Source organism: Salinisphaera orenii subsp. halophila YIM 95161 (assembly GCF_003732545.1).
Taxonomy (GTDB): Bacteria; Pseudomonadota; Gammaproteobacteria; order Nevskiales; family Salinisphaeraceae; genus Salinisphaera; species Salinisphaera orenii_A.
This window is the reverse complement of the sequence record NZ_AYKF01000035.1, coordinates 1-10921: the sequence shown is the minus strand read 5'-3', so window position 1 is coordinate 10921 and position 10921 is coordinate 1. Positions and strand designations below refer to the sequence as shown.

10 protein-coding genes are annotated in these 10921 nt (G+C 66.5%); 6 read left to right on the top strand and 4 right to left on the bottom strand.

Annotated features, from left to right (window positions below):
• Window positions 1–116: 116 nt before the first annotated feature.
• From SAHL_RS02665 to SAHL_RS02655, 3 genes are all read right to left on the bottom strand, one after another.
• Window positions 117–605, bottom strand: coding sequence for a YciE/YciF ferroxidase family protein (locus SAHL_RS02665; protein WP_123589868.1), 489 nt, complete (start codon window positions 603–605; stop codon window positions 117–119).
• Window positions 606–752: 147 nt separating this feature from the next.
• The gene (locus tag SAHL_RS02660) at window positions 753–2924 is read right to left on the bottom strand and encodes a PhoX family protein (protein WP_123589867.1); all 2172 of its coding nucleotides are present in this window, start codon (window positions 2922–2924) and stop codon (window positions 753–755) included.
• Window positions 2925–3435: 511 nt separating this feature from the next.
• Window positions 3436–3996 (bottom strand): O-acetyl-ADP-ribose deacetylase, encoded by a 561-nt coding sequence (locus tag SAHL_RS02655; RefSeq protein ID WP_123589866.1) that lies wholly within the window; start codon window positions 3994–3996, stop codon window positions 3436–3438.
• Window positions 3997–4055: 59 nt separating this feature from the next.
• Between SAHL_RS02655 and SAHL_RS02650 the strand changes: the two genes are divergently transcribed.
• The 4 genes from SAHL_RS02650 to SAHL_RS02635 all read left to right on the top strand — a co-directional run bounded on the left by SAHL_RS02650 (window position 4056) and on the right by SAHL_RS02635 (window position 8363).
• Window positions 4056–5399 (top strand): DUF2254 domain-containing protein, encoded by a 1344-nt coding sequence (locus SAHL_RS02650; RefSeq protein WP_123589865.1) that lies wholly within the window; start codon window positions 4056–4058, stop codon window positions 5397–5399.
• 58 nt (window positions 5400–5457) lie between these two features.
• Window positions 5458–7638 carry a S9 family peptidase gene (locus SAHL_RS02645; RefSeq protein WP_123589864.1) on the top strand — a complete coding sequence of 727 codons (2181 nt, stop codon included), beginning with the start codon at window positions 5458–5460 and terminating at the stop codon, window positions 7636–7638.
• Between the two features lie 294 nt (window positions 7639–7932).
• Window positions 7933–8169 (top strand): hypothetical protein, encoded by a 237-nt coding sequence (locus SAHL_RS02640; RefSeq protein WP_123589863.1) that lies wholly within the window; start codon window positions 7933–7935, stop codon window positions 8167–8169.
• Window positions 8166–8363, top strand: a complete 198-nt coding sequence (locus tag SAHL_RS02635; RefSeq protein WP_123589862.1) for a DUF2283 domain-containing protein — start codon at window positions 8166–8168, stop codon at window positions 8361–8363. Before SAHL_RS02640 ends, SAHL_RS02635 begins: the two co-directional genes overlap by 4 nt.
• A gap of 162 nt (window positions 8364–8525) precedes the next feature.
• Here SAHL_RS02635 and SAHL_RS02630 read toward each other — a convergent pair whose 3' ends face one another.
• Window positions 8526–9500: an integron integrase gene (locus SAHL_RS02630; protein ID WP_123589861.1), complete on the bottom strand. Its 975-nt coding sequence runs from the start codon at window positions 9498–9500 to the stop codon at window positions 8526–8528.
• Between the two features lie 154 nt (window positions 9501–9654).
• On the opposite strand from SAHL_RS02630, the gene SAHL_RS02625 reads away from it, so the two are divergent.
• A complete protein-coding gene (locus tag SAHL_RS02625) occupies window positions 9655–10137 on the top strand; it encodes a RipA family octameric membrane protein (protein ID WP_148045462.1) in 483 nt (160 codons plus the stop codon).
• Window positions 10138–10213: 76 nt separating this feature from the next.
• Window positions 10214–10840 carry a hypothetical protein gene (locus tag SAHL_RS17450; protein WP_148045461.1) on the top strand — a complete coding sequence of 209 codons (627 nt, stop codon included), beginning with the start codon at window positions 10214–10216 and terminating at the stop codon, window positions 10838–10840.
• Window positions 10841–10921: the final 81 nt, after the last annotated feature.

The following is a 10921-nucleotide window of genomic DNA, read 5'->3' as shown; positions in this document are numbered from 1 at the left end:
GCGCGGCGCAGCGGCCCGGCTTTGGCGGATTGCGGCGCAAGCACCTGATCCGACCCGCGCCAACGGGCCAATCCGCGAATTCTGCGACGGGCAGCGCTTGATTCGGACGCGCCCTCTCAACCGTGCTCGAGAAACGCCGCCGTGGTCGCGTCCAGATGCGACTCGAGCCAGTCGGCCATCGTGCGCTGCTCGGTCAGGATGGCCTCGCACAGCGACTTGACCGCCGGCGCGTCCGCGGCTTGGGCGGCAGCGACGAGCGCGCGGTAGTTGGCGATCTCGTAGTGCTCGAAGGCCAGACTCGCGGCATGCGCCTGCACCGCCTGTTCCCCGGCCACGCGGGTGCCCAGCGAATGCCCGGCCGCCGACAGCCGGCTGGCGAGGTCACGCACCGAAGAGGTGTCCTCGCCCAGCTCGTCCAAACAATCGGCGATACGCGTGGCCTGTGCCTGCGTCTGGGTGGCGTGGGCCGCCAGGCGTTCGGCGAGCTGCGGGTAGGAGCGGAGGTCGTCGGCGCGCGCCGAAAGCATGGTCTCGCCGTGGCGGGCCATGGCATGGGCTTCCTTGAGCCATTCGATCAGACGTTCGCGCGGGGTGGTGACGGACATGAAAACGGATCGGTGGCGCTAATGACGCGCCATGGGTAACACGCCGCGACGCCGTCACGGCATCACCGAAATTACGGATGTGCCGTGCCCAAGAAAAAGGGCCGCCCGAAGGCGGCCCCGAACACGACGGCGTGGTGGAAGCGCGGGTCAGACCGCGATCTGTCCGCCATCGGCCTTCTGAATGACCACCGTGGAGGCACGCGGACGCACGTCGCCCTCGGTTACCGCGGTCGCGTCTTCGGTCGACGGCCAGTTGGCCGGATGCTGGATGTTGATGAACAGCGCGGTCTTGTCGGGCGTGGCGAAGATGCCGGTGACCTCGCAGTCGTTCGGGCCGACCGCGAAACGCTTGAGCTGCGTCTGGTTGGCCGAGTTGACCACCGAGGGATCATCGGCGCCGGCCTGCACACCCTGGGGCACCACAGCCAGCACCTGATCATTGGTGAAATCCGGGCCGTTGTCGTCCTCGGGCGTGGTGCCGGTATCGGTCTGGATCCACAGAATGCCCTGGCCGTCGTCGCGGTTGTCGTACCAGAGCCCGTCCGGGCTGGAGAAGTAGTTCTCCGCGTTGAGATTCGACAGGTTCCGGGCGGGATCGGTATCCGGCATCGCGCCGAAGACGAAGATCTCCCATTCGAAGGTCGTCTCGCCCGGGCTCGGCTCACGCCAGCGGATCACGTGACCGTGCGCGTTCTCCGGTTTCGGGTTGGCGGCGTTGACCGGCGCGGTGGCATAGGCCGCACCCAGGGCTTCCACCTCGCTGGCGTCTTCGGTGAAGGTCGGCTCGGTACCTTCCTCGGTGCGATCCGAATTGTTGGTCAGGGTCATGTAGACCTCACCGGAGACCGGATCGACCGTGCCCCATTCCGGCCGGTCCATCGGCGTCGCGCCCATCAGGTCCGCGGCATCACAGGTGTGGATGATCACCCCGGCCCGGTCGCCGGCCTCGAGCCCCAGCGCCGCGGCCAGCGTCTGCGCGGTGCCGGGCACCATGGCGTCGGGTTCGAGCGGCAGCCACTCGCCGTTGCCGTCGGCGTCGAAGCGGGCGGCGTAGAGGGTGCCGTCGTCGAGGTAACGATCGCCGATCGCCAGCCGATCGTAGCTGCCCCCGGCCATGTTCGCATCGGTCTCGCGCCAGAGTTCGGTGGAGACGAACTTATAGATGTACTCGTTGCGCGAGTCGTGGCCGGAATAGAACACCACCGGCTCACCCGGAACGAGCTTGCCGGGCCAGCAGCCCTCGTGCCGGAAGCGACCCAGCGCCGTGCGCTTGACCGCCCGCGACTGCTGCGTATACGGGTCGACCTCCACGATATAGCCGAAGGTGCGCGGTTCGTTGCGATAGTCCTCGGCCGCCGAGGCGCCGCTCGGTGTGGCGTTGAAACGGGCGAACTCGCCGTCGGTCTCGGTGGGGTCGCCAGCCGCGGTCTCCCAGCCGTAGCGCCCGCGCTCGGTGCTGATGCCCAGACGCTCGTCGTCCATGTAGCGGTCGCTGTTCTTGATGAACACCGCCGGCCAGTTCTCTTCGCAGGTCAGGTAGGTGCCCCAGGGGGTGTAGCCGCTGGCGCAGTTGTTGTTGGTGCCGCGCGTGGACATGCCGGTGGGGTCATAGGCCGTGACCACGTAGGGGCTGCCCGCCACCGGCCCACTCAGCTTCATCGGTGTGGCGCTGGTCAGGCGGCGATTGTAGGGCGCGCTGCGGGACACCGACCAACGGCCGTCCGCGTCCCGGGCGACCTGCGCGACCGTCACGCCGTGGGCGTTGATCTCGGTACGCACTTCGTCGGCCGGGCGCGCGCCCTCGCCGGCGTTCGTGGGGCCGCCCTGCGGCGCCCAGAGCGCGCCCTGGTCGATGTATTCGTTGTTCAGCGCGAGGATGAACTCGCTCGAGGCGTTCTCCTCCGAGATCGGGAAGTGATACATGCCGTCGTGGTGCATGCCCGCGCTATTGGCCTGAATCTGCGGCGTGAAGGACAGATCCGGACGCCATTCGGTGCCGCCCCCGTTGATCGGCGTGCCCCAGGGCATGAGCACCTGCGCGGTATAGCCCGGCGGCACGACGACCGCGTCCTGCTGCGAACCGGCAATGGACTCGAACGCCAGCGCCATGGCCGCGGCCATGTCGTCGTCGCCGAGATCGACGTTGCCGTCGTCGTCGCTGCAGGCGGTCAGGCCGAAGCTGCCGAGCATGCCCACGGCGGCCATGCCAAGGCCGCCGCGCATGACGCCGCGACGCGACACGCGCCGCTCCAGCACGGATGAAAACGGCTCGTTGTCGCTCGTGTTGAGCAGCCGATGGTCTTCGATTTCTTCGCTCACGATTCCCCCTTCTAGGTGGTGGGTCCTGGGATGTGCGTGTTGCCCGGAACACGCAACGGGCCCACCGAACGCTAGGCGGTGTTCGTGACATCTCCATGAAGCGGGGCCCTCGAGACGCCCGTGGTACAGCCCGCGTGCCGCAAAACCCGGCGTGCCACGGGATGGCCGGCGATCACGGCCGTCGGCCCGGCGTCCACGCGCACCCGCTGTCCGCGGCAATGGCCGGTCGGCGGACCGGCAGACGGCCCGTCCATCGGCCACGCCGGACAGCGTCCCGTCGCCCCGCCCCGAAGCCCCGGAAACGGCCGCCCCGGCGTCCGCACCAATCGCGTTCGCGCGCCAACCCGGCCGCGTCGCCAGAGGCTCGGCGGCGTGATCGACCCGATGCGAGAACGGCCATCCACACCCGTGGAATCGAGGCCGGGCGCCGGTTACGGCGCCCGATCCGGGGACTCGTCGTCCCGGCCCGCCCGATCGGCGCGGCGAAGACGCGCTGCGCCGTTCCGCGATCTCAGCCCGGTCGTTCCGGCTGTTCCGTCGCCGGCCGATGATCCGCGAGCGCGGCCTCGAAGGCCGCCCGCGCGGCATCGTGGAACAGCACGAAGCGCACCCGGGTGACCGGGGCGGCGTCGGCCGCGCAGGCGGCCACCGTATCCACCGCGATCCGCGCCGCGGCATCCAGCGGGTAGCCGTAGACGCCGCAGGAGATGGCCGGAAAGGCGACGGACTCGGCGCCCGCCTCGGCGGCCAGGCGCATGGCCTCGCGGTAGCAGCCGGCCAGGCGGTCGGCCACCGCCGGATTGTTGCTGTAGACCGGGCCGACGCAGTGGATGACGTGGGCGCTGGGCAGATCGAAGGCGGGGGTGATGACCGCCTCGCCGGCCTCGATGGGTGCGAGCGCGCGGCTGGCCTCGACCAGCTGCGGGCCCGCCGCGCGGTGGATCGCGCCGTCCACGCCGCCCCCGCCCTTGAGCTGCTTGTTGGCGGCGTTGACGATGATGTCGATGTCCGGCTGGGCGGTGATGTCGCCCTGGACGCATTCGAGGGTTAGGCCCTGGATTTCGCGCTGCATGACTCGTTCTCCGGTGCGATAGAGTGCCCCCATCATCCGGCTTGCAGCGGGCGCCGCCAATGGCACGACTCATCCAGATCTGGAACCGGCTGCGGGGCAGCTACTGGTTCCTGCCGACCGTCATGTCGCTGGCCGCGGCGGTCTGCTCGTTCGTGCTGGTGGCCGTGGACGGCGCCATCGGCAGCGCCTGGGTGGACGCGGTGCCGTGGGTCTATCGCATCCAGGCCGACGGTGCGCGCGGCGTGCTGAGCACGGTGGCCGGCTCGATGATCGGGGTGGCCGGCGTGACCTTCTCGATCACGATCGCCGCGCTGTCGTACACGACCTCCACCCTCGGGCCGCGGCTGCTGACCAACTTCATGAACGACCGCGGCAACCAGATCACGCTGGGCACGTTCGTGGCGACGTTCGTCTACTGCCTGCTGCTGCTGCGCACGGTGCAGGCGGACAGCGGCGCGGATGCGGCCTTCATCCCGCATCTGTCGCTGGTCTTCGCGCTGGGGCTGACCGTGGCCAGCCTGGCGGTGCTGATCTATTTCATCCATCACATCACCGAATCGCTGCACGTCTCCAACGTGGTCGGCAACGTCGCCCGCGACCTCGACGCGGCCCTGGACGACTACACCGCCGAGGCCGAGACCGCGGCCGAACACGGGCCCGCGCGCCTGCCGGCCGGCTTCGACGACGTCGCGCTGGCGGTGACCGCGGACGACCACGGCTACATCCAGAACCTGGGCTTTACCTCGCTCGTGCGCGCGGCGGCCCGGCACGATCTGGTCCTGCGGCTGGAACGCGCCCCGGGCGACTTCGTCGCCGACGGCCAGACCCTGCTGCGCGCCTGGCCGGCCGCGCGCGTGGACGCGGACCTCGCCGCGGCGCTGCGCAACAGCTACGCCCTGGGCCGCCAGCGCACGCAGACTCAGGACATCGGTTTTCTGGTCAACGAACTGGTGGAGATCGCCGCCCGCGCGCTGTCGCCCGGCATCAACGACCCCTACACCGCCATGGGCTGTCTCGACTGGCTGGCGGCCGCGCTCATCCGGCTGGCCCGGCAGGACATCGCGCCCCGCCACCGCTTCGACGCCGACGGCCGGCTGCGCCTGTGGGTGCCGCCGTTCGACTTCCACACCCTGGCCGACGCCGTGTTCGACCAGCTGCGCCCCTACTTCGCCGGCGACCGCAACGCCGCGCTGCACATGCTCGAACACATCGGCGCGATAGGCGCCTTTCTGGACGACGACAGCCCGCGCCGGCGGCTGCGCGAACAGGCCGACGCCCTGCGCGAGGCCGCCGTCGCCGCCGCGACCAGCCGGCGCGACACCGCCGCCCTGGAGCAGGCCCACCGGCGCGCGCGGCGCCGGCTCGCACCCCCGCGGGCGAACGCGGCGACCGACGGCGCTTGAATCCCGACTGCCGCGGCATGATGGTGTGCGATTGCGCCGCCCTTCGAGACCCCCGCCCATGAACCAGACCGCCGCCGACAACGCCGCACCGCAGCCGCCCGTCGCCGCCCGCCGGCCGAGCAAGACCACGATCCACGGCGTGACCCTCGTCGACGACTACGCCTGGCTGCGCGACGCGAACTGGCGCGAGGCCATGCTCGACCCGACGAAGCTCGGCGCCGACATCCGCGCCCATCTCGAGGCCGAGAACGCCTACACCGAGGCGATGATGGCCGATACCGCCGAGCTGCAGACCACGCTCGTGGCCGAGATGCGCGCCCGCATGGCCGAGGCGGACGCCAGCGTGCCCACCGCCGACGGCGACTGGGTCTACTACGTGCGTTTCCGCGAGGGCGGCCAGCACCCGATCTTCTGCCGCGCGCCGCGGGCGGCCGACGGCCGCGCCGAACCGGGCGAGCCGCTGCCCGGCGAGCGCATCCTGCTGGACGGCGACGCCGAGGCCGAAGGGCGCGAGTACTTCGCGCTCGGCGGCGTCGACCACAGTCCGGACCACGCCCGGCTCGCCTTCGCCGTCGACGAGCGCGGCTCCGAGGCCTACACGATCCACGTCCGCGCGCTCGACGACGCCGCCGATGACGCCGGCGCCACCGGCGGCGCGGGCGATCCCGGCGCCGAGCTCCAGCCGCCCATCGGCAACACCACGGGCAACGTCGTCTGGGCCGCCGACAGCGCCACGCTGTTCTACACCACGCTGGACGACAACCACCGCCCCTGCCGCGTCTGGCGGCTGGCGCTGGGCGAGACCCCCGATAACGCCGTGCTGGTCTACGAAGAGCCCGACCCCGGCTTCTTCGTCGGCCTGGGCGAGACCCAGAGCGCGCGCTACATCCTCATCGACGCCCACGACCACGCCACCAGCGAGACGCGCTTCATCCCCGCGGACGACCCGACCGCCGAGCCGCGGCTGATCGCCGCGCGCGTCACCGGCCGCGAATACGGCGTGGACGACGACAACGGCACGCACTTCGTCATCCTCACCAACGCGGGCGGGGCCGAGGACTTCTGCCTCATGCGCGCGCCGATCGAAACACCGGACTACGACCACTGGCAGCCACTGGTGCCGCACGTGCCCGGCCGGCTCATCCTCGACCACGTCGAGCTCGCCGGCCATCGCGTGCGCATGGAGCGCGCGGACGCCCTGCCGCGCATCGTCATCACCGACAAGGCCAGCGGCGAGGAACACGCCATCGCCTTCGACGACGAGGCCTATGCCCTGGGCATGGCCGCCGGCTACGAGTACGACACGAGCACGCTGCGCTTTCTATACAGCGCGCCGCACGTGCCGGACGAGACCTTCGACTACGACATGACCACCCGCGAGCGCGTGCTGCGCAAGCAGCGCCGGGTGCCGAGCGGCTTCGACCCGGCGCAGTACGTCGTGCGCCGGCTGACCGCCGAGACCGCGGACGGCGAGCGCGTGCCGATCACGATCACGCACCATCGCGACACGCCCATCGACGGCAGCGCGCCCTGCCTGCTGCACGGCTACGGCGCCTACGGCATCTCCGAGGCCGCGGCCTTCTCCGCCGCCCGCTTCTCGCTCGTCGACCGCGGCTTCGTCCACGCCATCGCCCACGTCCGCGGCGGCAAGGAACGCGGCTATCGCTGGTACGCCGAAGGCAAGCTGGAGAAAAAGCCCAACACCTTCGCGGACTTCATCCGCGTGGCCGAGCACCTGTGCAAGACCAACCACACCGCCCCCGGCCGGATCGCCGCCTTCGGCGGCAGCGCGGGCGGCATGCTGGTGGGCGCGGTCGTCAACAAGCGCCCGGACCTGTTCGGCGCGGCCATCGCCGACGTGCCCTTCGTGGACGTGCTCAACACCATGATGGACGACAGCCTGCCGCTGACCCCGCCGGAATGGCCGGAATGGGGCAACCCGCGCGACGACGCCCAGGCCTTCGAGACCATCCGCTCGTACTGCCCCTACCAGAACGTCGCCGCCCAGGATTACCCGGCCATGCTTGTCATCGCCGGCGTGTCCGACCCGCGCGTGACCTACTGGGAACCGGCCAAATGGGTCGCAAAGCTGCGCGCCACCAAAACCGACGACAACCCGCTGCTGCTCAAGACCCACATGGCGGCCGGACACGGCGGCGTTCCCGGGCGCTTCGCCGCGCTGGAAGAGACCGGCCTGATCTTCGCGTTTCTGTTGAAACAACTCGCGAATCCGATCTAGGGCCTGTCAACACTTCATACGAACGCCGCGTTGGAGACCGCAAATCGTGTTCTGCAAGGCGCGAGTCGCCGATCGTGGCGTGCCACGATCAAGACTTGCAACGCCGCAGAGCGCGATTTGCGGCCCAACCCGAAGGGCCAAGCGCTGTTGTGCGGCAATCCCGCGTTGTCGCACGCTGGCGCAGAATGACTGCGCGGCGCGCACGACGCCTCGTCTTGCCGCAAAACAGCGCTTGGCGCGGGCTCGCATGAAGTGTTAACAGGCCCTAGCCACGCGGCCCGGCGGCGCGCGGCGATGAAAACGACACGCTACTTCCAGGCGACGCGCACCCGGCCTGATCGAGCCGTCATCCGCGACGAATGGATTCAGCACATCATCGACAAGCCAGAGCGAGAGATCGTGCAAGCCGACGGCCGTGTGCGACGCTGGGCGGCCATCGCGGATATGGACGGTCGTTACCTGAGAGTCGTATTGTTGGATGACGGCGAGACGGTCGACAACGCTTTCTTCGACCGCGGATATACGCCATGAAAGTTCAGTACTTCGACGACACCGACACGATCTATATCGAGTTCCGCGCCGGCGACATCGCCGAAACACGAGACCTCGACGAGAACACGATTCTGGACATCGACGCCGAAGGCAATATCTGCGCGATCACGTTCGAGCACGCGAGCGAGCGCACCGATGTCGATCGGTTGCAGGTCCGGGGCATGGTCGCCTGAGGCTTTCGACGAAAAGGATTCGCCGCCCGGTCAAAGCGACGACCGGGTCCTGATGCGTATCATTCCGCAAAGCGCAACACGCACCACAACGCGCTGACCGACCCGCACCACCGGCTCCCGCGGGCCGATTGATCGACAACCCTCGAGCCGCAACCCCGCCGGTCAACTGTCCAGCGGGCTGACCACGCCGCGACCGCCGCGCTTGAGGACATGCGTGTACAGCATGGTCGTCTGCACGTTCTTGTGGCCCAGCAGCTCCTGCACCGTGCGGATGTCGCTGCCACGTTCCAGCAGATGGGTCGCGAAGGAATGCCGCAGCGTATGGCAGCTCGCCTTCTTGTGGATGCCGGCCCGCGCCACCGCGCGCTTGACCGCCTGCTGCAAGCCCTTCTCGTTGAGATGGTGCCGCCGCACCACATCCGAACGCGGGTCCCGCGACAGCCGGCTGGAGGGAAAGACGTACTGCCAGGCGAACTCGTGCTGGGCGTTGGGATATTTCTGCGCCAGGGCGTTCGGCAGAAACACCCGGCCGTAGCCCGCCTTGAGATCCGCCCGGTGCAACGCCGCGACCGTCTCGATCTGTGCCCGCAGCGCCGCCTCTATACTCGCGGGCAACGGCGTGACGCGGTCCTTCGCCCCCTTGCCGTCGCGCACCACGACTTGGCGGTACTCAAAGTCCACATCCTTCACGCGTAACCGAACGACTTCCATCAACCGCAGGCCCGAGCCGTAGAGCAGCGACGCCATGAGCTTGTAGGTGCCTTGGAGCTGCGCGAGCAGCCGCGCGACCTCCACCGCACTGAGCACCTCCGGAATACGCTCCGGCCGTTTGGCCCGCACCACGTCGTCCATCCACGGCAGATCGATGGCCAGCACCTGCCGATAGAGAAACAGGATCGCGTTCAGCGCCTGATTCTGTGTGGCCGCCGCCACATGACGCTCCACCGCCAGATGCGTCAGAAACGCCTCGATTTCCGGCTTGCCCATCAGCTTCGGGTGCTGCTTGCCGTTAAAGACAATGAAGCGTTTGATCCAGGCGATATACGATTTTTCCGTACGAAGACTGTAATGGCCCAGCCGCAACTTCTCCGACACCCGATCGAGGAGCTTCGGCTCATTACCGGCTTCGTCCGCCATTGCTTATTCCGTGTTTCGTTATAGCAGTGAGATTAGCACCAAAATGCCCGCCATTTACTAGACCATGGTATTGCTATACGAATTTCGGCATGAATGCTATACCTAGCAGTCTGCGTATACTTGGCGTTAGGCAAGGACAAAGAGTTTTATATCGATGACTACTGAAGAACAACTAAAACTCGCTGTCACTACAAGGCAGTTCGAAATCCAAATGTTCTGGCAGCGCAGCAACTATTTCATGGTGCTAAATACGGCCATCGCTGTAGGCTTTTTCTCCGTGGTTCCGAGTCCGTTGGCTCCGCTGCTCGCATTGCTGGGTTTCTTTGCCTGCATAAGTTGGGCGCTGGTTACATTCGGTTCAAAATACTGGCAATCGCGCTGGGAAGAAGCCGCACGGCGCTTAGAGGCCGATTGCTGTCCGAAAGCAAAGTTGTTCGCCGCTAGTAAAGACGAGGTTCACGAGGAAGTGGAACATAGTCTCAATCGTGGCAACCATCACGGCACCCAGGCGTGGATGGACGAGCGCATTTTAAAGAAGCCATCCGTGAGCTTTCAGATGTCGATGCTCGCCTTATTCTTTATAGGTTTTTGGGTTCTAGCGTTTGCCGTTTCACTTTGCATGGCTGGCCATGCCTAACAGTGCGCTGCAGTTGACCGCCCAAAGCGCTGCCGCGCTTCGGCCGGCAACTGAGCTTCGGCGTTGGCTCTAAAAAATGGAGATAGATAATCCCTTGCTTGGACAGATTCTAGCGGCGTTCGGTGGCGGCAGTGTTGTACTGGTAGGTTTGAGCGTTTTCGTCGGGAAAATTTGGTTGCAAAGGATAGTAGCCAGTGAAACCGCGCAGCGTAATAAGCAGTTTGCGAAGCTCGAACAAGAGCTTGAGTCAAACAATCTGCGCCTGAAATCTTTGTTGGATCACAAAGTGCACATATATAAAGCACAGTTTGATAAAGAATTCAGGATTTACGAAATAGTCTGGGACGCGCTAGTCGACTTGCGAGCGGCCACTTTGCGACTGCGCCCAACGATAGACTGCATCGATCCAAACGAAACGGAAGACGAACGAAAGAAAAAGCGTCTCGCCGACTTTTCAAAACCGTTCACTGATTATCGAGATGTCGTAGAGAAAAATAGACCGTTCTATTCACCAGAGGTCTACGAAAGATTGGATGAGGTGTTGCATCTTTGCTACGACGAGAGCGTTGATTTCGAATACACGGAACGGGATACATCCGAATATTTCAAAGAAGCGAGAAGAAATCGCGATCAGATCGTAGCGGCTATCGACGTTACGTGCGAAAAGATTCGTAAGCGGATAAACAGCGTTGTTGCCGTCTAGTCACAAGAGCCAACAGGTCGCTGCAGTTGACCGCCCAAAGCGCTGCTGCGCTTCGGGTTCCCTCCGCGGCCTTCGGCCGCA

Excerpts from the sequence above, each read along its gene's own strand:
- SAHL_RS02645 (WP_123589864.1), top strand. The coding sequence starts at position 5,458 with ATGAACCAGACCGCCGCCGACAACGCCGCACCGCAGCCGCCCGTCGCC.
- SAHL_RS02625 (WP_148045462.1), top strand. The coding sequence starts at position 9,655 with ATGACTACTGAAGAACAACTAAAACTCGCTGTCACTACAAGGCAGTTC.
- SAHL_RS17450 (WP_148045461.1), top strand. The coding sequence starts at position 10,214 with ATGGAGATAGATAATCCCTTGCTTGGACAGATTCTAGCGGCGTTCGGT.
- SAHL_RS02650 (WP_123589865.1), top strand. The coding sequence starts at position 4,056 with ATGGCACGACTCATCCAGATCTGGAACCGGCTGCGGGGCAGCTACTGG.
- SAHL_RS02665 (WP_123589868.1), bottom strand. The coding sequence starts at position 605 with ATGTCCGTCACCACCCCGCGCGAACGTCTGATCGAATGGCTCAAGGAA.
- SAHL_RS02655 (WP_123589866.1), bottom strand. The coding sequence starts at position 3,996 with ATGCAGCGCGAAATCCAGGGCCTAACCCTCGAATGCGTCCAGGGCGAC.
- SAHL_RS02630 (WP_123589861.1), bottom strand. The coding sequence starts at position 9,500 with ATGGCGGACGAAGCCGGTAATGAGCCGAAGCTCCTCGATCGGGTGTCG.
- SAHL_RS02640 (WP_123589863.1), top strand. The coding sequence starts at position 7,933 with ATGAAAACGACACGCTACTTCCAGGCGACGCGCACCCGGCCTGATCGA.
- SAHL_RS02635 (WP_123589862.1), top strand. The coding sequence starts at position 8,166 with ATGAAAGTTCAGTACTTCGACGACACCGACACGATCTATATCGAGTTC.